Annotated in this window: 23 protein-coding genes; all 23 read right to left on the bottom strand. The window is 51.5% G+C overall.

Annotated elements, in window-relative coordinates:
- The coding region (locus VF260_12250) for a PolC-type DNA polymerase III (GenBank protein ID HEX7057949.1) at positions 1 to 3,299 on the bottom strand (3,299 nt) is incomplete at its 3' end.
- A gap of 69 nt (positions 3,300 to 3,368) precedes the next feature.
- Positions 3,369 to 4,817: a proline--tRNA ligase gene (gene proS, locus VF260_12255; protein ID HEX7057950.1), complete on the bottom strand. Its 1,449-nt coding sequence runs from the start codon at positions 4,815 to 4,817 to the stop codon at positions 3,369 to 3,371.
- Between the two features lie 20 nt (positions 4,818 to 4,837).
- On the bottom strand, positions 4,838 to 6,094 hold the full coding sequence (gene rseP / locus VF260_12260) for an RIP metalloprotease RseP (protein HEX7057951.1): 1,257 nt from the start codon (positions 6,092 to 6,094) through the stop codon (positions 4,838 to 4,840).
- A 145-nt stretch (positions 6,095 to 6,239) separates the two neighbouring features.
- The gene (locus VF260_12265) at positions 6,240 to 7,391 is read right to left on the bottom strand and encodes a 1-deoxy-D-xylulose-5-phosphate reductoisomerase (GenBank protein HEX7057952.1); all 1,152 of its coding nucleotides are present in this window, start codon (positions 7,389 to 7,391) and stop codon (positions 6,240 to 6,242) included.
- Positions 7,392 to 7,420: 29 nt separating this feature from the next.
- Positions 7,421 to 8,218, bottom strand: coding sequence for a phosphatidate cytidylyltransferase (locus VF260_12270; protein ID HEX7057953.1), 798 nt, complete (start codon positions 8,216 to 8,218; stop codon positions 7,421 to 7,423).
- Positions 8,219 to 8,250: 32 nt separating this feature from the next.
- Positions 8,251 to 9,018 (bottom strand): isoprenyl transferase, encoded by a 768-nt coding sequence (locus tag VF260_12275; protein ID HEX7057954.1) that lies wholly within the window; start codon positions 9,016 to 9,018, stop codon positions 8,251 to 8,253.
- A 57-nt stretch (positions 9,019 to 9,075) separates the two neighbouring features.
- A complete protein-coding gene (frr, locus tag VF260_12280; GenBank protein HEX7057955.1) occupies positions 9,076 to 9,630 on the bottom strand; it encodes a ribosome recycling factor in 555 nt (184 codons plus the stop codon).
- On the bottom strand, positions 9,630 to 10,358 hold the full coding sequence (gene pyrH / locus VF260_12285; GenBank protein HEX7057956.1) for a UMP kinase: 729 nt from the start codon (positions 10,356 to 10,358) through the stop codon (positions 9,630 to 9,632). The genes frr and pyrH overlap by 1 nt, the downstream gene beginning before the upstream one ends.
- A 94-nt stretch (positions 10,359 to 10,452) precedes the next feature.
- Positions 10,453 to 11,106 (bottom strand): translation elongation factor Ts, encoded by a 654-nt coding sequence (gene tsf, locus VF260_12290; GenBank protein ID HEX7057957.1) that lies wholly within the window; start codon positions 11,104 to 11,106, stop codon positions 10,453 to 10,455.
- Positions 11,107 to 11,260: 154 nt separating this feature from the next.
- Entirely contained in the window at positions 11,261 to 11,959 is a 699-nt protein-coding gene (rpsB, locus tag VF260_12295; GenBank protein HEX7057958.1) for a 30S ribosomal protein S2, read from the bottom strand.
- A gap of 352 nt (positions 11,960 to 12,311) precedes the next feature.
- The gene (locus tag VF260_12300; GenBank protein ID HEX7057959.1) at positions 12,312 to 12,866 is read right to left on the bottom strand and encodes a hypothetical protein; all 555 of its coding nucleotides are present in this window, start codon (positions 12,864 to 12,866) and stop codon (positions 12,312 to 12,314) included.
- A 41-nt stretch (positions 12,867 to 12,907) separates the two neighbouring features.
- Positions 12,908 to 13,219: a hypothetical protein gene (locus VF260_12305; protein HEX7057960.1), complete on the bottom strand. Its 312-nt coding sequence runs from the start codon at positions 13,217 to 13,219 to the stop codon at positions 12,908 to 12,910.
- Positions 13,220 to 13,247: 28 nt separating this feature from the next.
- Complete coding sequence (locus tag VF260_12310; GenBank protein HEX7057961.1) at positions 13,248 to 14,657, bottom strand: FapA family protein; 1,410 nt, start codon at positions 14,655 to 14,657, stop codon at positions 13,248 to 13,250.
- 74 nt (positions 14,658 to 14,731) lie between these two features.
- Entirely contained in the window at positions 14,732 to 15,517 is a 786-nt protein-coding gene (locus VF260_12315) for a FliA/WhiG family RNA polymerase sigma factor (GenBank protein HEX7057962.1), read from the bottom strand.
- A gap of 16 nt (positions 15,518 to 15,533) precedes the next feature.
- On the bottom strand, positions 15,534 to 15,932 hold the full coding sequence (locus VF260_12320) for a hypothetical protein (GenBank protein ID HEX7057963.1): 399 nt from the start codon (positions 15,930 to 15,932) through the stop codon (positions 15,534 to 15,536).
- Positions 15,933 to 15,934: 2 nt separating this feature from the next.
- Positions 15,935 to 16,432, bottom strand: a complete 498-nt coding sequence (locus tag VF260_12325; GenBank protein ID HEX7057964.1) for a chemotaxis protein CheD — start codon at positions 16,430 to 16,432, stop codon at positions 15,935 to 15,937.
- Positions 16,429 to 17,049: a chemotaxis protein CheC gene (locus VF260_12330; GenBank protein HEX7057965.1), complete on the bottom strand. Its 621-nt coding sequence runs from the start codon at positions 17,047 to 17,049 to the stop codon at positions 16,429 to 16,431. The genes VF260_12325 and VF260_12330 overlap by 4 nt, the downstream gene beginning before the upstream one ends.
- Before the next feature lie 4 nt (positions 17,050 to 17,053).
- Complete coding sequence (locus VF260_12335; protein ID HEX7057966.1) at positions 17,054 to 17,515, bottom strand: chemotaxis protein CheW; 462 nt, start codon at positions 17,513 to 17,515, stop codon at positions 17,054 to 17,056.
- A 28-nt stretch (positions 17,516 to 17,543) separates the two neighbouring features.
- Complete coding sequence (locus VF260_12340) at positions 17,544 to 19,556, bottom strand: chemotaxis protein CheA (protein ID HEX7057967.1); 2,013 nt, start codon at positions 19,554 to 19,556, stop codon at positions 17,544 to 17,546.
- A gap of 13 nt (positions 19,557 to 19,569) precedes the next feature.
- Entirely contained in the window at positions 19,570 to 20,658 is a 1,089-nt protein-coding gene (locus VF260_12345; GenBank protein HEX7057968.1) for a chemotaxis response regulator protein-glutamate methylesterase, read from the bottom strand.
- A 31-nt stretch (positions 20,659 to 20,689) separates the two neighbouring features.
- Complete coding sequence (locus tag VF260_12350) at positions 20,690 to 21,565, bottom strand: MinD/ParA family protein (GenBank protein ID HEX7057969.1); 876 nt, start codon at positions 21,563 to 21,565, stop codon at positions 20,690 to 20,692.
- Positions 21,562 to 22,779, bottom strand: a complete 1,218-nt coding sequence (gene flhF, locus VF260_12355) for a flagellar biosynthesis protein FlhF (GenBank protein HEX7057970.1) — start codon at positions 22,777 to 22,779, stop codon at positions 21,562 to 21,564. Before flhF ends, VF260_12350 begins: the two co-directional genes overlap by 4 nt.
- The coding region (locus VF260_12360; GenBank protein HEX7057971.1) for a flagellar biosynthesis protein FlhA at positions 22,776 to 24,269 on the bottom strand (1,494 nt) is incomplete at its 5' end. The genes VF260_12360 and flhF, both read right to left, overlap by 4 nt.

Raw genomic sequence — 24,269 nt, forward strand, 5'->3', positions numbered from 1 at the left:
GTCGGGTCATCGTGTCCGAGAATATCCAGTTTCAGCAAATTGGAGTCAAACGCGTGATAGTCGAAATGGGTCGTCCGCCACTCCGACGATGTGTCGTCCGCCGGATATTGCACCGGCGTAATATCTTCCACGTCAATATAATCGGGAACGACCACAATGCCGCCGGGATGCTGTCCTGTGCTGCGCTTAACGCCCGTACATCCGTTTGCCAGGCGCACAACTTCGGCACTCCGCCATTTTTTCATGTGCTCCTCTTCGTATTTTTTGACAAAGCCGAATGCGGTTTTTTCCGCCACGGTGCCGATCGTTCCGGCGCGAAAAACGTTTTTTTCGCCAAACAAAACTTTCGTGTATTGATGCGCAATCGGCTGGTATTCGCCGGAAAAATTCAAATCAATATCGGGCACCTTGTCGCCTTTAAAGCCCAGGAACGTCTCAAAGGGAATGTCCTGTCCGTCGCCCTTCATCCTGGTTTTGCAACGCGGGCAATCTTTATCGGGCAAATCAAAGCCGCTCGGCACGCTTCCGTCGGCAAACCATTCGCTAAAGCGGCAATTGCGGCAAACATAATGCGGCGGCAGCGGGTTCACTTCCGAAATGCCCAAAAGCGTGGCGACGAGCGACGAACCAACCGAGCCGCGTGAACCGACCAGATAACCGTCGGCGTTGGATTTTTTGACCAGCCGTTCGGAAATCAGATAATTGGCGGAAAAGCCGTATTTGATAATCGGCGCCAATTCTTTTTCCAGGCGGGCTAAGACAATCTCGGGCAGCGGGTCGCCGTACAATTGGCCGGCGGCTTCATAGCATTTGCTGCGGATTTCCTCGTCGGCGCCGGCGATAATCGGCGAAAACAGGCCGTTATCCGTCGGTCCGCCTTTGGTCGGAAACATCTCGAACGTCTCGAACCGGTCGGCCAATTCGCCGGTTGCCTTTACAACAACTTCATAAGCGGTCTCCTCGCCCAGGAACTTGAATTCCGCCAACATTTCTTCCGTTGTGCGCAAATGCACGTCGGGCTTTCGCTGTTCTTTCAGCGGGTGAAAGCCGGTAATGCCGAAAATGGTAATATCGCGGGCAATTTTGTCGCGCGGGTGCAAATAATGCACGTTTCCGGTGGCAATGACCGGCTTGTCAAGTTTTTTGCCGATTCGCACAATGTTGCGCACCGCCGCTTCCAAGGCGGGTACGCCGGCGACCAAACCTTTGTCCACCAAATGCAGATACAAAGACGGCGGCTGAATCTCCAGCACATCGTAAAATTCCGCCACCGCTTCCGCTTCCTCCGGCGACTTGTTCAGCACCGTTTCGAACAATTCGCCTTTGTCGCAGCCGGAACTGATCAAAAGTCCGTCGCGCATTTGCGCCAAAACACTTTTCGGGATGCACGGAACTTTGCGGAAGTATTCGGTATGCGAAGCGGAAACGAGCTTGTACAAATTTTTCTTGCCGGCGGCGTTCAGCGCGTAAATGCAGCAGTGAAACGGGCGGGCGTTTGTTATGTCTTTGCCGACATAGTCGTTTAACCGTTCGAGATCATGGATGCCTTTGCCCTGCGCCTCCTTGATCAGATGGAACAACACATGCCCCAGCGCCTCGGCGTCGTCGATGGCGCGGTGATGGCTTTTCAATTCCACCTTGAAACGTTCGGCAAGCGTATTCAAACGGTGATTTTTCAACGTCGGCAACAGCAATCGCGCCAATTCGAGCGTATCCAGCACCGCATTGGCAATGGGTGAAAGAGACAATCTGCGGCAATATTCCTGCATGAACCCGATATCGAAACGGGCGTTATGGGCGACAAGCACCGCGTCCCCGACAAACGTTAAAAAATCGGGCACGACGGTCGCGGCGTCGGGAGCGTCCGCCACCATTTCGTCCGTTATGTGCGTTAATTGCGAAATATGGCGGGGAATTTTTTCATGCGGATTGACAAAGCTGGCAAAGCGGTCAATGATTTTGCCCCCCTGCATCTTCACGCCGGCAATTTCGATCAGGTTGCAGGCGGTAACCGACAGCCCGGTCGTTTCCACGTCGAACACGACATACACGGCTTCATCCAACTTGGCCGGGATCGCGTTTAGCACAATCGGCACGGCGTCGTTGACCACATTTGCTTCCAGACCGTACAGCACCTTGATTCCGTATTTCTTCGCCGCCTTATTGGCGTCGGGAAAAGCTTGCACAACGCCGTGGTCGGTGATGGCGATCGCTTTGTGCCCCCATTTCGCCGCCGTTTTGATATATTCGTCGACAGGGGTTACGGCATCCATCGCGCTCATCGTGGTGTGCAAATGAAATTCCACGCGTTTTTCCGCCGCTTCATCCGTTCGCTCCGGCGGCGCGGTTATTTCGTTAATATCGTTAGGAATCATGACCAGCTCCGGCGGCGACAAAAACCGGTCATACTCAATTTTTCCGCGAAGTTTCAACCATTTGCCGTTTTCGATCGCCTCGAGCGCCTTGGCGTCGTCTTTGCTGCGCGGAAAGCATTTGACGGACAGCGAGTCGGTGAAATCGGTCACATGGAATTGAAACAGTTTATTGCCCGAGCGCAATTCTTTTTGTTCAAATCCGAACACGGCGCCCTGGATCGTAATTTTTTTCTCCTCTTCCTGTATGTCCATGAGCGGCACGGCGTCGTCCCGAATGGTTAAGCCCAGCATGACGGCGCGATTGCCGCCGGATGGTTCGCTTTGTTCCGCTTGTTTCGACAACGCGTCGATCGCCGCAGACCGCTCCTCCTGTTCGATCAGTTTGGTAAATTCGGCAATTTGCCCGGCATTCTCCGCGCCCGCGCACAATTCAACGCGGATTTCCCGCGCGAAATATTGCTGATAGAACCGGCGGATGACGGCCGCAATATTTTTTTTCCGCGCAAATTCCACGATATTTTCATCCAGCAGTTCGACCCGCAGCCTGTTGTTCGTACAGTCCAACTTCGCTTTGCCAAGCCAACCGTTGATCGACGGGATTTCCCGCTCGGCCCAGGCAACCATAAGCGGCCAATATTCCATGATAATATCGCCGCTCGCCACTTCCTCGGCATAGGCAATAACAAAAGAAATTTGGGCAATATGCGCAAATTTCTCCTGGATCAGTTTACAAAACGTTATATAGATCTGTTTGGGAATGAGCGTTTCTTTCCGAATGGCCAATGTCCATTTCCGGTTTTGCCTGCTGCATATGACTTTGTCGATATAGCCTTCGGCAAAAAAGGATTGAGCGATATCAGCCGGTATTTCGGCCTGCCGCATGAGCATCTCAAAACGGTTTCGCTTTTCCGCCAAATTGCCCAACCGCACTCTCCTCCGTTCTTTTGCCCATCATGACAATTTGTTGGCCTTACGAGCCCGGCGCAAGGCGAATCAGTACGCCCGCGCGAACACAACCGTATGTTTGGCCGCTTCTTCGCAAACGAGGCACTTGCTCTTATGTTCGCGAACCTCAAACGGAATGTTGCGGCTTGTTGCCCCCGTTTCGATCTTGGCCTGGTGTTCGCACGCCTCCGAGCCGCACCAGCCGGCCAAAAAGAAGCCGCGGTTTTGCTCCAGTTGCCGCTTCATGTCATCCAGCGTATCAACCGCGTAAAAATGGCTTTCCATAAACGCTTTCGCCCGATCATACATGGTCTGCTGAATCCCAGCCAGCATCGTTTGCACTTCTGCAACCAGATTTTCCTGCGCCACGATGCGTTTTTCGCCTGTTGCCCGGGCAACCAGCACGGCTTGTCCTTTTTCCATATCCCGCGGACCCAGCTCCATGCGCAGCGGAATCCCGCGCATCTCATATTCGTTAAATTTCCATCCCGGAGACTGCTCCGGATTGTCATCGATGCGCACGCGCACGCCCGCCTTTCGCAAATCGCCAACCAGTTCGCGCGCCTTCGTTACGACCGGTTCCCACGTTTTGGCCGGGCCGATCGGAATGACCATCACCTGCGTCGGCGCGACTTTGGGCGGCAAGGAAAGCCCTCGGTCGTCGCCGTGCACCATAATGAGCGCGCCGATAAGCCGAGTGCTGACGCCCCAGGAGGTCGTGTACACAAATTGATGCGTATTGTTGCGGTCCAAATATTTGATGTCAAACGCTTGCGCAAAGTTCTGCCCCAAATAGTGCGAAGTGCCGGCTTGCACCGCCCGGCCGTCTTTCATCATCGCTTCGATGGAGTACGTGTCGACCGCTCCGGCAAATTTTTCCGAGGGCGTTTTTTGCCCGACGATGACCGGAATGGCGAGAAATCCTTCGACAAATTCGCGGTACACTTCCAGCATGCGCATCGTTTCCTGCCGCGCGTCTTCTTCCGTTTCGTGCGCCGTATGCCCTTCCTGCCATAAAAATTCGCTGGTGCGCAAAAACGGCAGCGTCCGCTTTTCCCAGCGCACGACGTTGGCCCACTGGTTGATCAATAACGGCAGATCGCGGTAGGAATTAATCCACTTCGCATACATATATCCGATCATGGTTTCGGAAGTGGGCCTGATCGCCAGTTTTTCTTCCAGCTTTTCGCCGCCCGCTTCCGTTACCCATGGCAGCTCGGGATTAAACCCTTCAACGTGCTCTTTTTCCTTTTGAAAAAAGCTTTCCGGTATAAACAGCGGAAAATAGGCGTTCCGATGCCCGGTTTCTTTGAACTTCGCGTTCAGTTCCTGCTGGCACAATTCCCAAAGCTCGTATCCTTCCGGTTTGAAGACGATGCAGCCTTTCACCGGAGAATAATCCATCAAGTCCGCCTTCTTGATCACATCGATGTACCAGCGGGAAAAATCTTCGCTTTGCGGGGTAATTTCTTTGACGAATTGGCGATCTTTCGACATAACAGCCTCCTGCGATTTGCTTATCCTTTAAATAAACGCAAAATATCGTTATAAGTTACGACAATCATCAACAACATCAGCATGGCAAAACCGATAAAATGCACCATGCTCTCTTTCGCCGGATCGATCGGCTTGCCGCGCAAACCTTCCAGTCCGATAAACACAAGTCGGCTGCCATCCAGCGCCGGAAACGGGAGCAGATTAAAGATGCCGAGGTACAAACTCAAAAGCGCCGTCCATTTTACCAACGAGGCAAAGCCCTGGCTGGCGATTTGTCCGGTCACCTGCGCCATCCGCACCATTCCGCCCAAATCGTCCATCTTAACCTGCAACGTCACAAGCTTTTTCAGCCCGTTAAAAATTTCCCCGGTAAAAAACGCCATCGACTTGCCGGCTTCGCTGATCGTTTCGGCCAACGTGGCGCGGCGCGATTGAAAGCTGATATTCACGCCGGCGAGCACTTGCCCGTCCATCAGGCGCGGCGTCACTTCCACCGTTTGCGTTTGCCCGCCGCGGCGGATTTGCCAAATCATGGCCTGATTCGCGGATTGCGCAATCAACCCGGTAAATTTTTCATAATCGGCGCCGATCGTTTCATGGTTGACGGAAAGCACGATGTCGCCGGGTTGCAAGTGCGCCGCTTCCGCGGCCGATCCCTTCATGACGCCGCCGATTTGGATATGTTCCGGTATGCCGGTAAGCAATGTAAACGCGATAAACAACAAAAACGCCAGCACAAAATTCATCATCGGGCCGGCAAAGATGGTCATCGCCCGCTGCCCGACCGTTTTATAAGGAAACTGCCGATCAATCGGCGCGATTTGCGTCTCCATTCCGTTTCCGACGATTTCGGCTTGCGGATGCACCGGAAATGTGCGGGATGCGTCCTGTTCGCCCAACGTGATCGTAAGTTCCCGTTCCAGATCAAGCCGGTCGACGACGCCGATAATGGCGTTTGCCCGCGTGTCGAGGCGGTCCAGATAAATCTTTGTCACTTGTCCGTCTTTAAGCTCAAGCGCCACGCGATGCCCGGGCTGCACCTGGACAACCTCGGGGTCTTCGCCAGCCATCCGGACGAAACCGCCCAAAGGCAGAAGCCGCAGCGTATACCGCGTTTCCCCGCGCTTGAACGAAAACAGTTTCGGACCAAAGCCGATGGCAAATTCCCGCGCCAAAATGTTGGCGCGTTTGGCAAAATAGAAGTGGCCGAATTCGTGTATGCCAACAAGCAGGAAAAATACCAGGACTGTAAGAAAAATCACTTGCGGCGTAAACATGGCAATCCCGCTCCCTTTATATTTCTGCAGCGCAACCTGAATGCAGAACAATTTGTTCTCAATATAGATTACATGATACGCAAGCAAGATACAAGGTTATGACTCGCAACTGATTAACGCGATAAATATTTAATATATAAAAGTGTTATACTTTTGCCGCAACGGTCCGGGCCCAATGGTCCGCCGCCAAAATTTCCGCAAGATCCGGCGCAGGCTTGGCCCTATGCCGCTCCAGCGTCTTTTCGATTACCGCTTCGATATGCAAAAAGCTTATTTCGCCTGCCAAGAAACGTTGCACGGCAACTTCGTTGGCCGCATTGTAGACGGCCGGCATCGTCCCGCCTGTTTTCCCGCAAATATAGGCCATATGCAAACAGGGATAGCGTTTGAAATCGGGCTCGTAAAAATGCAGTGCGCCCAGTTTGGCCAAGTCAAGGCGCTTGACCGATGCGGGGAAGCGATCCGGGTAGGAGAGCGCATACTGGATCGGCAAGCGCATATCGGGAACGCCCAATTGCGCAACGACGCTGGTGTCGGCAAATTCAACCAGCGAGTGGACGATGCTTTCCGGGTGCATGAGCACGTCGATTTGCTCGTATGGAAGAGAAAACAGCCAGTGCGCTTCCATGACTTCCAGGCCCTTATTCGCCATAGTCGCCGAATCGATCGTCACTTTTGCGCCCATCGACCAATTGGGATGGCGCAGCGCGTCCGCAACTTTGGCGTGCTTGAGTTGTTCCCGCGTTTTGTCGCGAAACGCTCCGCCGGATGCGGTCAGGATGATGCGCCTGATACACGAGCGGCGTTCGCCGTTTAAGCATTGAAAGATGGCCGAATGTTCACTGTCGATCGGCAGCAGCATCACCTGATGCCGGGCGGCAAATTCGGTGACAAGATGGCCGGCGCAGACCAACGTCTCTTTATTGGCCAGCCCGATATGCTTGCCTGCGCGGATTGCCGCGAGCGCGGACTCCAAACCAAGGCTGCCGACCAGCGCGGCGATGACGAAATCGGCGTTCGTTCCGGCGGCGACTTCCACCAAGCCCGCGGCGCCGTAATATACTTGCACCGATGGGGAAATCATGGTCCGCAGTTCGTCCGCCGCCCATTTGTCGGCAACCGCCACCTTTTTCGGAGAAAACCGCTTGATTTGTTCAGCGAGAAGGGCAGTATTGCGGCCGGCGGCCAACCCTTCCACGGCAAAGCGTTCCGGATACCGGGAAATAACTTCCAATGCTTGTGTGCCGATCGAGCCGGTGGAACCCAATATCGCGATGCGTTTCGCTGCGTTTCGCATATGAACCTCCACTTGCGCTTCAGATCATATTATAAAAAGCCGATTGCGGATATGGCGTGAACGAGCGGAAAGACGAACAGCCAGCTGTCCACGCGGTCCAGCACGCCGCCGTGTCCGGGTAAAATGGCGCCGGAGTCTTTCACGTTTTGCGCGCGCTTTAGCGCGGATTCGACGAAATCGCCGAATTGGCTGAACAGCGAAATCAATATGCCCAGCGATACGGCATGAGACAAACTCAACAACTGCGGCGCGTAAAGGGAAAAGCCGATCGCCGCGGCGACGGACAGCGCCAGACCGCCCAAGGCGCCTTCAACCGTTTTTTTGGGGCTGATTGCAGGCCACAACAAATGTTTGCCGATCGCCCATCCGGTAAAATAAGCCCCCGAGTCGGTCGCCCAAATGCAAACAAACATTAGCAGCGACCAAAACAGCCCGTCGTCAAGCGCCCGGGTCGCGACCATATAATGAAATCCAAAGCCTATGTAAACAGTGCCGGTAAATATGAGCGACGCGCGGGGCAAATTGACTTTATTTTTCGTCATCACCGGCAAAAGCAAAATCGCGGCAAACGCAAGCCACAACAGTTTTTCCATGGAAACAGGCGGAAGGCCGGAAATTGCCTGCCATGGCACCGTGTACGCAAGCACAATGAGAAATCCGAGCACAGCTTCCGGCGAAGCGGGCTTGAAATCATAAATGCGCAAAAATTCATAAAAGCTAACAAGCGCCATAACGACAAGAAGAGCGGAAAACAAGTTTCCGCCCCAACATAAGAGCGCCAAAAATCCGATTCCAGCCAACATACCGGTCAAAATTCGCTCTTTCAAACTCTACTCCTCCAATAGCGACAGGCTGCAAACTACAATCCGCCAAATCTTCTGCAGCGGCTTTGATAGTCCATGATCGCTTGGTAAAATTCCTGCTCGGTGAATTCCGGCCAATAAACATCCGTAAACCAAAGCTCCGAATAGGCGGCCTGCCACAGCATAAAATTGCTGATGCGCTGTTCTCCGCTGGTACGAATGATCAGATCCGGATCGCTCAATTCATCCGTTTGCAAGTAGTGGTTAATCGTCTCTTCCGTGATATCCGCCGGATCCAGCCGGCCATTCTTCACCGCAATCGCCAAACCTTTCATACTTTCGACCAATTCCCTGCGGCTACCATAGTTCAGAGCAAAATTCAGAATCAGACCGGTATTGTGAGCTGTACGTTTAATCGCCTCTTCGACGGCTGATAACGTGTGCGGGGGCAGTTCTTCTTTCCACCCCATCATCCGGATTTGCACATTTTTCGCGATTAGCTCATCCAGTTCGATTAACAAAAATTCCTGCGGGAGTTTCATCAAAAAATCGACTTCGTCTTTGGGGCGTTTCCAGTTTTCGGTGGAAAAAGCAAACAAAGTAAGCACTTTCACACCCAGATCGTTGGCGGCAATCGTGACTTTCTTGATTGTTTTCATGCCGTTGTGATGACCGGCTATGCGCGGCAGGCCGCGCTTCTGCGCCCATCTTCCGTTGCCGTCCATAATGATGGCGACATGTTGCGGAATGTGATTGCGGTCAATCGCCGCCGGGATGCTGCCATGCTCTTTGGCTTTGCCGAATTTGGTCCAAAATTGTCCCATTCCTTCTCCCCCAATAAGGAACACTTAAGAGCGATGCCATGCTGCTGCTCGCGGAACTTACACTTCCATAATTTCTTTTTCTTTTTGCGCCAACGTTTTATCCACTTCCAATATATATTTGTCGGTTTTCTTCTGGATATCCTCTTGATGCCGGCGCGACTCATCTTCGGATATCGTTGTTTTCTCCAGTTTTTTGATGTCGTCGTTGGCGTCGCGGCGAATGTTGCGGATCGCCACCTTTGCTTCCTCTCCGAGCTTTTTCGTCAATTTGACCAGTTCGGCGCGCCTTTCCGCCGTCAGCATCGGAAGACTGATGCGGATTAAGCTGCCGTCATTGGACGGCGTTAAGCCAAGATCGGATTTGAGGATCGCTTTTTCGATATCGCCCAGGGCGGATTTATCCCACGGTTGAATCGTCAACGTGCGCGGGTCGGGCGTGCCGATTGTCGCCAATTGGTTAATGGGCGTAGGCGTACCGTAGTAATCGACATGGACCCGGTCAAGCAAGGCGGGATTCGCCCGGCCCGCCCGCAAAGATGACAGTTCTTTTTTTAGCGCTTGCAGCGCTTTTTCCATTCGTTCTTCCGCTTGTTTGATGATCGCGTTTGGCATCATTCAACGCTCCCTTTCACCGTAGTGCCGATTTTTTCGCCTAATACGGCGCGCTTGATATTTCCATTATCCGTAATTGAAAATACGATCAACGGAATGTCGTTATCCATGCAAAGCGATGATGCGGTCGAATCCATCACGCCAAGATTTTTATTCAATACATCCATATAAGTGAGCGTCTCAAATTTTTGCGCTTTGGCGTCTTTAAACGGATCGGCGGAATATACGCCGTCAACTTTATTTTTCGCCATCAGGATGACTTCGGCTTCAATTTCCGCGGCGCGCAACGCCGCTGTCGTATCCGTTGAGAAATACGGATTGCCGGTTCCGGCGGCAAAAATGACGACTCTGCCTTTTTCCAGATGGCGAATGGCTCTTCTGCGAATGTACGGTTCGGCGATTTGCTGCATTTCGATAGAAGTTTGCACGCGGGTGGGCACGCCGATTTTTTCCAGGGAATCCTGCAAGGCAAGCGAATTCATCACGGTGGCCAGCATCCCCATGTAGTCCGCGGTCGCCCTGTCCATGCCTTTGGCGCTCCCGGAAATGCCGCGCCAAATGTTGCCTCCGCCAACGACGATGGCAACCTGGACATTTAATGCAACGACAGCCTTCACTTGACCGGCAATCGACGCGATTGTCTCCGCATCGATGCCGTATCCCTTTCCGCCAGACAACGCTTCCCCGCTAAGTTTCAGCACGACACGCCGATATTTGGGTTGTTCCATCCTGTTTTGTCCTCCGATCAAAACGCTTGTAACCGCACCTATGGTGCGTTAAAAAAGAAGGAACACGAATGGTGTTCCGGCAATAGTCGGTTTTTTATGGTCGTTTGGTTTGCGCCATTACTTCTTCCACGAAATTGTCCTGTTTCTTCTCCAGCCCTTCGCCCAATTGGAAGCGGACGAAGCGTCTGATCGTAATATTTTCGCCGATTTGCGCAATTTTCTCGTTCAGCAGATCGGATACTTTCTTGTCCGGGTCTTTGATAAACGGTTGCTCCAGCAAACAGAACTCTTCATAAAATTTGCCCAGACGCCCTTCCACCATCTTCTCGACGATATGCGCAGGTTTTCCTTCTTGCAACGCTTGGGCGCGCAAGATTTCTTTCTCTTTCTCCAGGTCGGCGGCGGCGACTTCTTCCCGGCTAACATAGCGCGGGCTGGATGCGGCAATTTGCATCGCGATATCCTTGACAAAGCTGCGGAACGATTCCGTTATGGCGACAAAATCCGTTTCGCAGTTTACTTCCACAAGAACGCCGATTTTCCCGCCGGCGTGGATGTAAGATTCAACCATTCCTTCGCTGGCAATGCGCCCCGCTTTTTTCGCGGCGGCGGACAAGCCTTTCTTCCGCAAGATCTCGGAAGCTTTCTCAAGATCGCCATTCGCCTCTTCCAGCGCGTTTTTGCAATCGAGCATGCCGGCGCCGGTTTTTTCCCGCAATTCTTTTACCATACTTGCTGTAACTGCCATTATGATTTTGCTCCTCCCTACAACTATCCCACCCGGTTCATGCAAAGGATAGCGGTATCGATTTGATATTTTTCGGCTCTAAAAAAAGGGTGGCGACAGGTTACGCAACCTTCAAGCCACCCTTTCGCTGACATCCCGTTTTGGCAAAACTGCATTAAGCTGTGGTTTGCTCCCCTTGATGCGCCTCAATAACGGCATCCGCCATTTTACCGGTCAACAGTCTGACTGCGCGAATCGCATCGTCGTTTCCGGGAATAATATAGTCGATTTCATCCGGATCGCAGTTGGTATCGACAATCCCAACCAGCGGTATTCCCAGCTTTTTCGCTTCCGCTACGGCAATCCGTTCTTTGCGCGGGTCAATGACAAAGATCGCGTCAGGCAAGCCCTTCATCCCTTTGATGCCGCCCAAAAATTTCTCCAGACGCGCTTTTTCCTTATTCAGCAAAATGACTTCTTTTTTCGGCAATACGGCGAACGTCCCGTCCTCTTCCATACGCTCCAACTCATGCAAGCGTTCAATCCGCTTTTGAATCGTCTGGAAGTTTGTCAGCGTGCCGCCCAACCATCTCTGGTTCACATAAAACATTCCGCAACGCGCCGCTTCTTCGGCAACCGAGTCTTGCGCCTGTTTTTTGGTGCCGACAAACAGGATGGATCCGCCCCGTTCCGCTACCGATTTGACGAAATTATAGGCTTCTTCAACCTTTTTGACCGTTTTTTGCAGGTCAATAATGTAAATTCCGTTTCTTTCCGTGAAGATGTATTTTTCCATTTTCGGGTTCCACCGGCGCGTCTGGTGACCGAAATGAACCCCCGCTTCCAAAAGCTGTTTCATGGAGATAACCGCCATCTTCACTCACCTCCTGGTTTTGTTATGTTCCTCCGCCCGTTTCATTTTCCGGCAGCACTTAGCATGTAAGCACCACTGCCGAAATCAACCGGCGTGTGTATTTACACCGTCAATTACTATACCATAACCGCATATCCGTTGCAAGAGCGCGCAGCCACGCAAAGGCAAACAAGGAAACTCGCGGTCTATACATTTTATTTTAAGTCAGGGTAAGTCAAAGCTTGATCGCCATTTCCGCACTCGCGCGAACCCATAAGCACGAACTTCAACCAAACCGAAACGCAAACGGCCGCCCGCCTGCCCAGAGGCCATGCCCGCCATTGGGTTGACACGGAAATATGCAAACTTGCGGCTAAAAACGAAATTGCTCTTCCTGCTTGGCGAGTTTAATGATGAGTTCGACTTCCCCTTTGTTGATTCCGAGTTTCTTGGCGATTTGCTCGATCGATTTGCCGGATTGACGCAGGGCAAACAAGTTTTTATACCGTTCTTTCATATTTTGCCGCGCATCCGCGGAATGATTCCCGGCATCCTGCTCCAAAGCCGCGGAAGTATCAGGCTGGCTTAACTGAAGTGTGGCGACTTCCGCCGTCGCCTGTCGGGGGCTATGACCTGCTGTTTCCGCGCGCAACTTGAGCGGAGCCTGCAAGCATTCGGTCACTTGCTTTTCCAACAATTCAACGCGCCCGGCCAAATGGTGCAGACGATTTTCCAATTCCGTTTTCATATCGGCAAATTCACGCAGCAACCGGATATTGTCCTCTTCCAGTTCCTGGGTAAATTGAATGAGCGTATCTTCCATTCCGTTCAACAGTTGTTTGGAATTGCGCGCCGACTTGCGCCGCGCAAAATAATAACCAGCCGCTAATATGAAGGCTGCAAGCAATATTGTAAGCTGCCAGGACAACTCGCGCCAACCACCTTACTATTGAGAATGGACACCAAAAACTACAGGGAAAGATCAATGTGCTTTCCTTTATAGGGATGTTCGGAACGGTTTTCCTTTTTCCCGTTCGCGCCGTTTTTCTTCCGGCTTTCTTGCCGACTGCCGCCGCCGTGACGCGAATGATCGTTGATTTGCGGATCTTCTTTTGCTTCCAGTTTGGCGCTTTTCGTCCGCAATTCATCCGTATGCCTGATTTCCCCCGCCGCCAAGCCGTCCTGATCCCACAACGGCTTGTTCGTCATTTGCTGCTGAAGGTTGCTCGCGTCACTTTGCCGCAAGAAGGCCACCTGCATATCGATTGATTTGAGTGTCAAGCCACTCACCCCTCAACTTGCCCCTCGGCTACGATTGCATGACGATTTCTCCATCGACCATTTTGAACGTAACCCGCATGGTCGCATCCTTGACATACCGGGTATATCTGCCGATGGTCACTCTCGCCCCGCCATAAATGGTCGAACCGACTTCGACGATCGCTTTTGAAGTATCCTCCAGCGATTTTTCAATTTCCAGCATTCTGTCTTTGCAATTCTGCAATTCGTCAAGCTGCTGGCGTTTCGTATTGCTTAGCCTGGTGCGCAGCGCCTTTTTATCCTCGGAGAGCTGCCCGGCCAAAGCCAATTGGTCAAGCAACGCCAACGCCTTGTTGGTTTTATCCAAATTTTCCGCCAGTTCCTTGACCGTGCCGCGCAGATCAGCCAATTCATTGCGCAATTCCGGGAGTACGCCAACCTCGATGGAAGTGACTGTGGACATGTTGTTGCCGATCGTCCTCGCCGTCACCTTTTCCCCCGCCTGAATCGTGCCGCCGACGATCAATCCTTTATTGCCTTTGCAAATCACGTTCCGGCCGGCCCGGACCAACGAATGCATAATGCTTTGCGTTACGATGACATCTTCTTTGGCTTCGATATTTCCTTCCTGCACAAATGATATTTTCACATTTTTTCCCGCTTTGATGTATCCTTTGCCGCGTCCCAAAACGCCTGCGGTAATTTCAATGTTGCCGCCGGCAAACAATTCCGCGCCTTCAACGCCGCCGATTACGCGAATATCGCCATCGGCTTTTATTTTAAACCCGTTCAGCACATTGCCGCGAACGACAACATTGCCGACGAAGTCGATATTTCCGATGTTGTAGTCGACGTCGCCGTTCACTTCGTAGACCGGAAAGACGTTGATCTTGTCCCGGTCAGTCATCGTGACAAGCCCGTCGATTGCCGCATAGATTCCCTTTTGTTCCGCATCGGTGACGACATTTTTGCCTAATTTGAAACGCGCTTCTTTGCCGGCTTTCGCATAGATCAGCTCGCCGGTCACCGCTTTGCCGTGCGTGCCTTCTTCCGGCGGCGCTTTTTCCGCAATTAATTGCCCTTTGCGCACATTGTTGAGCGACGCGACTTCTTTATAATCAACGGTCCCGTCTTCCAATACCAGCGGCTTGCGCGTGATTCCGTCATTGTTGAACAAATATCGGACATAACCGTCTTTGCCGTTTCTCGGAGCATCTCCAATCGCGACGCATACTTGTGTATATATGTATTTTTTCGGATCTTTCACCATGTCCGCCAACACATCGTATTGAATGCCGTACGTAACACGATTTTTGCGCAGCAAATCGTCCAATTGCGCCAAGGTGCATTGGAAGTTTTCCGGCGGGTTGTTAAAATGCAAATACGCATTGATTTTGTCATCCGATAACACAACGTTAATAAAATGCTCGATTGGAACCTGCATTTGATCGTTGGCCATGCCCGAATCCCCCTAAAGGCTGAAAGGATGCTGGTTCTATAGCTTAATTATACCTTATCATACTACCGTGTAAATTAGTAGTCTTGCATCAGTTGCCGCTTGTTTAACGCCAACGCTCCCCGCAAACGCACGATTGCTTTGGAATGAAGCTGCGATATGCGCGACGGCGACAGACGCATCACTTTCGCGATTTCGGAAAGCGACAATTCCTCATAGTAAAAAAGGGAAACGACGGTACGTTCCTTTTCCGTCAGATGATCGATTGCCTTCGCCAAACATTCCTTCAGGTACGTTTCCTTTACTTTGATTTCCGGATCTTTCGCCGATTCATCAATCAGGACGGACAGCCTTGTTTCGCTGTCGTCTTCTTTAAGCGGATCTTCCAACGAGCAAATGGTCGTAATGGAGATTTCCTGCAGGATTTGGTTGAATTCGCTCGCAGAAATGTTCAGATATGCGCACACTTCCTCGTCGGTAACAGAACGCAGATAGGTTTGTTCCAATTTTTGATAGGCTTCTTCGATTTTTTTGGCTTTTTCCCGAACGGAACGCGGGACCCAGTCCCCTTTGCGCAAGGAATCGATAATGGCGCCGCGAATACGCCACGAAGCATAGGTTTCAAACTGCAGGCCGCGGTTATGATCAAATTTGTTAATGGCATCAATCAAACCAATGACGCCATAGCTGGTCAAATCTTCTTTGGAAACATTTTTCGGCAATCCGATGGATAAGCGGTTCGTCACCAATTCGACCAGATGGAGGTAACATTCCACCAACTTTTTGCCCGCTTCCCGGTCGCCTTCCGTTTTATATTTTTCCCAAAGCGCGAAGTGTGGAAGTTCCGCTTTTTTACGCTCCAGCACGGGACATCATCCTTCATTTTTCTTCTTCGTCCGTCAAGCTTCGCACCGCATCAGCCAAAACTTGGGCGTCCCACTTTTCGGTTGAGACGAGTTTTTTGGGTGACAACGGCTCAAATTCCGCTTGATCTTGCTTTTCAGGCTTGAGCAATTCCAGCAGTTCCGGATCGTCGGGCGTTACGAGATTCACTTCCGATTCAGGTTGTTTCACCGTTTTGGCCAACAATGCGGCAAGCCCCCAACGAACCAATGTGACGAAAAGAAAAACAACAGCGTAACTGTAAAAACTGCGAATTATGGATGTTAACAGCGTATTTTTATTCGCCAACGAAGCGAACAGCGTAAGCAAAAACGGGATGATCGAAACCAGCAAATTCCATTTCCATTTCCATTTCCATTTCCATTTTCCTGTCACGGTTATAATTCCTTCACTCCGTTTAGTGCGGTCCGTATCGTCATGATGCCGGTGGCATTGGCGAATTCCACCGTCCGCCCGTAATTTCCCCCGGTATCTTCCGCTACGACATTGATTCGGAAACGCAACAGCATTTCTTTGCACATTTCGATGTTCCGCGAACCGATTTTCATGGATTCGCTTTGCGTGATAAATTGAAACATTTGTGCGCCACCGGCGATTTTCGCTTCCATCCGGGCGACGGATGCGCCCAGCGCGACCATTTGGCCGATCATTTCCGGGATGGCTGTATCCGCGTATTTGGCGACATTCATCACCTGATGGCGCATAATGCCGGAATGGGGAAGCATCACATGGGCCAATCCGGCGATTTTCTTTTGCCGGTCATAGATGGCTATCCCCACGCAAGAACCGAGACCCATCGTTTTCAAAACGCCAAACGCGTCATTTGTAACCTTAAGATCGGCCATGCCAACTTTAACCAAATGCGCTTCCATCATTCGAAAGGCACTCCCAATGCGGTAAACAATCTGCGAAAAGCTTCCGGATCCGGTATAAAGAAGAAATGCCCTTCGACTTCATCTTTATCTTCAAAAAATTGCGTGTCTATCAACAGCGCATGGTCTCCCATTTCTCCGAACTGGATCAGCCCGAAATTCAAAATGGCGCCCGCCATATCAATCGCCAACGCCGGAACCGTCGGCGACAAATAGAGTTTGGTGAAGTCGCCCAACGATGATAAATACGAACCGACGAGAATATTGGCGATTTCGGATAGCGCGGACAGTTCCATCTCCGAAAAACCGTCGGAACCGTCACTGCCGATGCCGACAAAATTGCGCAGCAATCGCTTGGCCGATTGTTCGCGCAAAATGAAAAACATATTCCCCGGCGCATCGCCCTCTACCCGCATGAAAATGGCGATTACGACCATCTCTGCGCCGCCGATGGAATTGGCGATTTCGGCAAACGGCAATATTTTTACATTCGGAACCCGCATATCCACCGGCTTGTTCAATAGTTTCGCCAATGCGGTCGCAGCGTTCCCGGCGCCGATATTGCCGACTTCCCTTAACACATCCAGTTGGAAATCCCCAAAATGGTGCAATGGTTTCACTCGGCTACTCCTCAATCGCTTCTAATTGAATAATCTCATTTTTGTTCAGCACTTCTTGCAGATTGAGCATCACCAACAGCCGTTCATCCCCGATTCTGGCGACGCCGCGCAAATATTTGGCTTTGATGCCGCCCACCACTTCGGGCGGATCGGCAATTTTATCCGCGTCCAAATCCACTACGTCATTGGCAGAATCGACTATCAGGCCGACTTCGATATTCCCGACCGCAACGATGATCAGCCGGGTATTGTTGGTCGGCTCGCTGGGCGCAAGGCCGAACCGTTCGCGCAGATCGATTACCGGAACAACTACGCCGCGCAAATTGATGACACCTTTGACGAACTTCGGCGTTTTCGGCACACGCGTTAACGGCATCATCCGTTCGATCGTGCGGACATTTTCCACTTCAACGCCGTATTCTTCTTCACCAAGCTTAAACACAATCACTTTCAATTCTTCAGCCATGGATCAAACCTCCTTGTAATCTCGCAACCTACTTGATAATTGCGTTCGGATCAATAATTAAAGCGACACGGCCGTCACCCAAAATCGTTGCGCCCGAAACGGCAAACACTTTCTTTAAATAATTGCCCAGCGTCTTCAGCACGATCTCCTGCTGGCCGACCAACGTATCGACCAGCAATGTGACGTATTTTTCGCCTTTGCGAATGACGATCGCTTCCCACTCCGATTTTTCTTCGTTCGCCGCGCCGGGGCATTCGAACAACTCCGCCAACTGCACAAGCGGTATGATGCTGTCGCGAAAATCGACCATGCGTCTGCCTTGCACGATTTTGATTTGTTCGGTTTGGACGATGTTGGTTTCCACAATGGAAGTAAGCGGGATCGCAAACGTTTCGGCGCCCGCCTTAACCAGCATGGCGGAAATAATCGACAACGTAAGCGGCAATTGCACGGAAAATTTGGTGCCCTTGCCGGCTTGCGATTCAACCGTAACGCTGCCTCCCAAGGAAGTGATTTTGTTTTTCACGACGTCAAGGCCTACGCCTCTGCCGGAAATGTCGGAGATTTTTTCCGCGGTGCTGAAACCCGATGCGAACAGCAACTGATAAACGTCGTCGTCCGACATTTTTTTGGCGTCTTCCTGGGTTACAATCCCTTTTTTCAGCGCCGTTTTCAACACTTTGTCGCGGTTGATGCCTCTGCCGTCTTCTTCGATTTCGATAAATACGTGATTTCCGCTATGGAATGCGCGCAAATATATCGTTCCGGTTTCCGGTTTTCCCGCTTTCATTCTGTCCGCCGGCGCCTCAATGCCGTGGTCCAGCGCGTTGCGCAACAGATGGACCAACGGGTCGCCGATCTCATCGATAACGGTTCTGTCCAATTCCGTATCTGCGCCGGTAATGACCAACTCCACTTTTTTATCCAGCGATTTGGCCAAATCGCGAATCATCCGGGGGAACCGGTTGAATACCGTATCCACCGGAACCATGCGCAGTTTCAGGACGATATTTTGCAGATCGGTGCTGATTCTGGCCATATGCTCCACGGTTTCCGTCAAATCGTTGCGCCGGATTTCCGCCGCCAACGACTCCATCCGCACCCTGTCGATCAACAGCTCGCTAAACAAATTCATTAATGTGTCCAGCCGCTCGATATCGACACGAATCGTCCGGTTGACGTGCACATTTTGTCTCGCCTGATTCGGGTGGGAATCCGCGACGCCCCGATGGCCGTCATTGCCGGAAGCGGATTGCCCGGCAGCCTGCTCAGCCTTCACGCTGGCGAGTTGTTTCAATTTCTCGTGATCGAGCGATGCGACTTCGCACGACTCGATTTCGGAAATATGCATAATCATTCGCTGCAGGGCTTCTTCGGACAACTTCGATATGTAATAAACGGAGAAAATCTTTTCAAATTTTTCCTGCTCGATATCTTCTACGGTTGGAAACGATTTGACAATTTCGCCGTTTGTCTCGAGCACATTAAAGACCATGTATGCGCGCGCCGCTTTCAAAACGCAGTCGTCCCGCACAGCCACTCGGATGAAAAACACCTTATGCCCCGTATCGAGCGATTGCTGCAATACGGAATACTGATATTGGTCAAGGGACATGTCGGAGTTTGCCTCTTTGCCGGGCTCGGCTGCCGAAACGGGCGTATCCCCGCGGAATATAGCTTGCAGCGATGATACGATTTCCTGCACATCCGCCTTGCCGGTTCCTCCGGCAACAATATCCTGCACCATGGCTTCCAGCGCATCCAGACTTTTGAAAAGCGTATCAAAAATAAAACCGTTCATTTTGCATTTCTGGTTGCGCACCTGGTCCAGCACATTTTCCATCTCGTGCGTTAACGAGGCCAGATCCTCAAAGCCCATAGTTGCGGACATGCCTTTCAAAGTATGGGCTGAGCGAAAAATGCCCTGTACGATATCCAGATCATCGGGTCTCTTTTCGAGCTCAAGCATGTTTTCGTTTAACGCTTGCAAATGATCTTTCGCCTCATCGATAAACATCGATAAATATTGGTCTTGTCCCAAACGTGAGCACCTCCTATAAGTCGCCGTCATGCCTTTCCATCTTGCTGACTTTTTTAACAAGCGTTGCCGCTATGAACTCTAACGGCACAATATCCGTTACGCACTGCAACTCGATTGCCGCCCGGGGCATCCCGTAAACAATTGCCGTTTGTTCCGCTTCGGCAATCGTCGTTACAGCTCCGGAATCACGTAACGCTTTCATCCCTTTGGCTCCATCACTCCCCATTCCTGTCATCAGTATTGCATGGCGAATTAAATCGGTATAAGGCACAAGCGATGTAAACAGTTCATCCACGGAAGGGCGGTGCCCGTTCACCGGGTCGTCGTCGCCAAGCGCGATCGTATAGGTTTTCGCGCCGCTTTTCGTAAGTCGCATATGCATGCCGCCGGGTGCGATATAGGCGACGCCCGCTTTCAATTCTTCTCCGTGAACGGCTTCCTTTACGCGAATTTGCGCCAACTGGTCCAGCCTTTGCGCCAACGAACGCGTGAAGTTGGGCGGCATATGCTGCACAATCAGAATCGGCGCGGGAAAGTCTTTCGGCAAGCGGGCAACAACGTTTTGCAGCGCTTTCGGTCCGCCGGTCGATGTGCCGATCGCAACAAGTTGGCTGAACATTTTTTTGTTTTGTTTCGGCGCCGCTTCCGCATTCAATACGGCAAGGGGGCTGTTCGTAATTGGCGGCTGCCATTTCAATTTTGTGCGCACGCAGACATGCAACTTGTCGATTAGCGTTTTGCGAATATGATGAATATCCAGTGAAATGGCGCCGGACGGTTTTAACACAAAATCGATTGCCCCCGCTTCCAAAGCCAGAATGGTTGCTTTGGCGCCCGGTCCTGTCTTGCCGCTCAGCATCAATACGGGAATCGGGTCGTTTTGCATGATATGTTTTAACGTTTGCAGCCCGTCCATTTCCGGCATTTCTATATCCATCGTGATGCAATCGGGACGGTGCAAGCGCAGTTTTTCGAGAGCGTCCTTACCGTTAAAAGCTGTGCAAATAACAGTGAATTGCGGGTCTTCGTTGATCAAATCGGAAATCATTTTGCGCATAAAAGCCGAATCATCCACGACCATTACCGAATAGCGTTTGTGCAATGCGTATCACCCCTAAGCTGCGACAATTCCTCTATCTGCTAAAGCGCAATAATCGCCCCAAAAATGCCTTGACGCCGCTTTCCTGTTCATTCTCCCGCACGGCGCTTTTCCCTCTGATGAACACGGACGCCAGCTCCGTCATTTTTCTGGACGCTTCGCATCCGGGGTAAGCGACATAAAACGGCACCTGCTTTTTAACCGCTGAGGAAACATGATGATCGTCGGTAATGTATCCAAGCGCCGGTATATCGATATCCAAAAATTGCTTTGCTACCATGCTGATTTTTTCCGCCGTGCGCTTGCCTTCCTTTTCATCCGCCACGCGGTTCACGATCAGCTGAAACGGCACCCGGTATTTCAGGCCGTGAACCATTTTGATAATCGCGTAGGCATCCGTAATCGCCGTTGGTTCCGGCGTCGTCACGACAATCGTTTCCTGGGCCGCCAGAATAAATTTCAGCGTTTCCCGCGAAAGCCCCGCTCCGGTATCAAACAGGATAAAATCGATATAGCCGCTTAATTCGTTTAATTGCCGCGTAAAATTCTCCAGTTCGTCTTCCGATAAACGAAACAAGTCGTTGAAACCGGAGCCTCCGGAAATGAATTGAACGTCATTTACGCCTTTGTAGATGATCTCCCAGATCGTTTTTTCTTTTTTCAGCAAATGGGCCAAATTGTATTTGGGCATAATTCCCATCAGCACATCGATATTGGCAAAACCGATATCGGCATCGAAAATGAGCGTCCGAAAGCCGAGCGATTGCAAAGCAAGCGCGAAGTTGAGCGTAAAATTGGACTTCCCCACGCCGCCTTTGCCGCTTGTCACCGTTATGATGCGCGTATTTTTCACGCCGGTGTCGCTCTTCACCTTGACAAGATTGCGCAATTGCTGCGCCTGGTCAGTCATTTGCCATCTCCCCCCAAAATCATATCCACCAATTGTTCCTCATTTACTTGAAAAATATCGTCGGGAACATTTTGGCCGTTTGTGATATACGACAGTTGCAGCGGGAATTCGCTGACCAGATTGAAGATGGCGCCGTAGCTCTCCGTCTCGTCCATCTTGGTAAACAACAGTTTGTTCAGGTCAAAACGGCTGAAGTTTTCCACAACTTTGCGAATATCCTTATATTTTGCGGTCAGGCTGACGACCAGGTATGTTTCGGTTTTTTCTTTTGTTTTCAGCAGGCTGTTCAACTCCGAAACATACATTTCATTGCGGTAATTACGCCCCGCTGTGTCGACAAAAATGATGTCACAACGTTCCAGACGTTGAAACGCTTTTTGCATCTCCGGCGGAGACATGACCACTTCCAACGGAATGTTTAAAATGTTGGCGTACGTTCGCAGTTGTTCCACGGCCGCGATTCTGTATGTATCGGAAGTGATAAGCCCTACCGATCGTTTCTGCTTCAACACTTGTTCGGCAGCCAGCTTGGCAATCGTGGTCGTTTTGCCTACGCCCGTCTGGCCGACAAACCGCACCACCTTCGTATCGTCGGCAATCGGCTGCTTGCCGTTTTTGCGCAAGAGTGCAAGCAATTGATTTCGAAACAGTTTGTTCGCCTCAGCCTCGGTCATAGTTGGCGATATCGCTCCCGCGTCCCCGATCACTTTTTGCATAATGCTTTGGATTAACAGCGGGTTGAAATCGTGCGCTTTCAGATGCGCTTCCATTTTCAGGAGCGCGGCGGGGTAGCCGGAACTGTCATAAATGCCGGCTGCGGCAAGCTTGTTGACCAATTCTTTCATTTGCCGCAACTCAAGCAGCATTTGCTCGTCCTTGGCCGAAGATACGCTGCGGTCAGGTTCCGTTTCGCGCGCATACCCGGGCAAGCCGCCCGTTTGTTTGGCTTCAGCCGCCGGATTGGCCGTTAGCGTTGTGACCGGTTCCAAAACCGCCGTTGCTTGCATTCCCGTATGCATAGTGTGAGGTTTCTGCGCGGGAGAGGTGTTGTCCATCGCCGCAATCACTTCGATTCGGCGTTTGGCAAACAGCCCCAAAAATCCGCCGGAACGCAATTCTTTCGTATTCAGAATAATTGCGTCATTGCCAAGGTCGCTGCGAATTTTTTTTAGTGCCTCGGGCATTGAATCAACCACATATCGTTTCACTCTCACAGATTCACCACTCCTACGCTGTGGATTTCAACGCTTGGCTCCAATTCGTTATACGAAAGGATGGGAATATCCTGCAACGAACGTTCCAACAACTGCCGCAAATACATGCGTATCGTCGGCGACGCGAGAATGACCGGCTGTGCGCCTGTCTGGGCGAGTTTCCCAACCTGTTCGACAACTTTTTGGTAAATCAGTTGCGAAGAACCGGGGTCGAGCGCCAAATAGGAACCATGTTCCGTTTGCTGGACGGATTCGGCAATTTTTTTCTCCAGCGTCGGCCCGACTGTAATCACTTGCAGCGTGTCCCCGTCAGCGACAAACTGCTGGGTAATTTGCCGGGACAACGATTGCCGGACATACTCGGTCAATACGTCGGGATCTTTGGTCAATTGGCCGTAATCCGCCAACGTTTCAAAAATCGTGACCAAGTCGCGAATGGAAATTTTCTCTTTCAATAATTTGCTTAAAACTTTCTGCACGTCGCCAATCGATAACACACCCGGAATCAGTTCCTCGACAAGCGCGGGGTACGATTCCTTCAGGTGATCGATCAGCGCCTTCGTTTCCTGGCGTCCGATCAACTCGTGGGCATGCTTGCGAATGGTTTCCGTCAGATGGGTGGCAACGACCGACGGCGGATCAACCACCGTGTATCCGGAAAGCTCGGCGCGTTCCTTCATGTCCTCGTCGATCCACAGCGCCGGCAATCCGAACGCGGGCTCGGTGGTGGCGATACCGGTAACGGACTCGTCATCGATCCCGGGACTCATTGCCATATAGTGATTAAGTATTAATTCACCATGCGCCACCGTATTTCCTTTAATTTTTATCACATATTCCGTCGGTTTTAGTTGAATATTGTCGCGAATGCGGATTACAGGCACAACGAGCCCCAATTCCAGCGCCAATTGGCGTCGAATCATGATGACGCGATCCAACAAATCGCCGCCTTGCTGCGCATCCGCAAGCGGAATAAGACCGTAGCCGAATTCAAATTCAATCGGATCAACCTGCAGCAAATTGATGACGCTTTCCGGGCTGCGCACTTCCGCCATTTGCTGCACTTCTTCCATCTCTTCCGCTTTCTCCTGTTCTTTTGCCAGGTTCTTTTGCATGCGGTAACCGCCGATCGCGATGGCCGTAGCAACCGGCAAAGTGACGAGCCAGCCGATCGGCGTCGCCACGCCAAGCATAAAAATTGTTCCCGCCACAATGTACAACAGCTTTGGATGCGAAAGCAGCTGGCCGGACAAATCGGCGGCAAAATTATTTTCCGAAGCGGCGCGCGTGACGATCAAGCCGGTCGCGGTCGAGATCAGAAGCGCCGGAATTTGGCTCACCAAACCGTCGCCGATCGTCAAGACGGAAAAACGCTGCAGCGATTCTGCAAAGCCAAAACCGTGCACGGCCATGCCGATTACAAAACCGCCCAACAGATTGATGAACAAGATGACGATCGCGGCGATCGCGTCGCCTTTGACAAATTTGCT

The sequence above is a fragment of the Bacilli bacterium genome, assembly GCA_036381315.1.
GTDB lineage: Bacteria > Bacillota > Bacilli > Paenibacillales > KCTC-25726 > DASVDB01.

Coding starts and splice junctions, on each gene's coding strand:
- proS (HEX7057950.1), bottom strand. CDS start 4,817: ATGTCGAAAGATCGCCAATTCGTCAAAGAAATTACCCCGCAAAGCGAA.
- rseP (HEX7057951.1), bottom strand. CDS start 6,094: ATGTTTACGCCGCAAGTGATTTTTCTTACAGTCCTGGTATTTTTCCTG.
- VF260_12265 (HEX7057952.1), bottom strand. CDS start 7,391: ATGCGAAACGCAGCGAAACGCATCGCGATATTGGGTTCCACCGGCTCG.
- VF260_12275 (HEX7057954.1), bottom strand. CDS start 9,018: ATGGGACAATTTTGGACCAAATTCGGCAAAGCCAAAGAGCATGGCAGC.
- frr (HEX7057955.1), bottom strand. CDS start 9,630: ATGCCAAACGCGATCATCAAACAAGCGGAAGAACGAATGGAAAAAGCG.
- pyrH (HEX7057956.1), bottom strand. CDS start 10,358: ATGGAACAACCCAAATATCGGCGTGTCGTGCTGAAACTTAGCGGGGAA.
- tsf (HEX7057957.1), bottom strand. CDS start 11,106: ATGGCAGTTACAGCAAGTATGGTAAAAGAATTGCGGGAAAAAACCGGC.
- rpsB (HEX7057958.1), bottom strand. CDS start 11,959: ATGGCGGTTATCTCCATGAAACAGCTTTTGGAAGCGGGGGTTCATTTC.
- VF260_12310 (HEX7057961.1), bottom strand. CDS start 14,657: ATGGCCAACGATCAAATGCAGGTTCCAATCGAGCATTTTATTAACGTT.
- VF260_12325 (HEX7057964.1), bottom strand. CDS start 16,432: ATGATGGAAGCGCATTTGGTTAAAGTTGGCATGGCCGATCTTAAGGTT.
- VF260_12335 (HEX7057966.1), bottom strand. CDS start 17,515: ATGGCTGAAGAATTGAAAGTGATTGTGTTTAAGCTTGGTGAAGAAGAA.
- VF260_12350 (HEX7057969.1), bottom strand. CDS start 21,565: ATGACTGACCAGGCGCAGCAATTGCGCAATCTTGTCAAGGTGAAGAGC.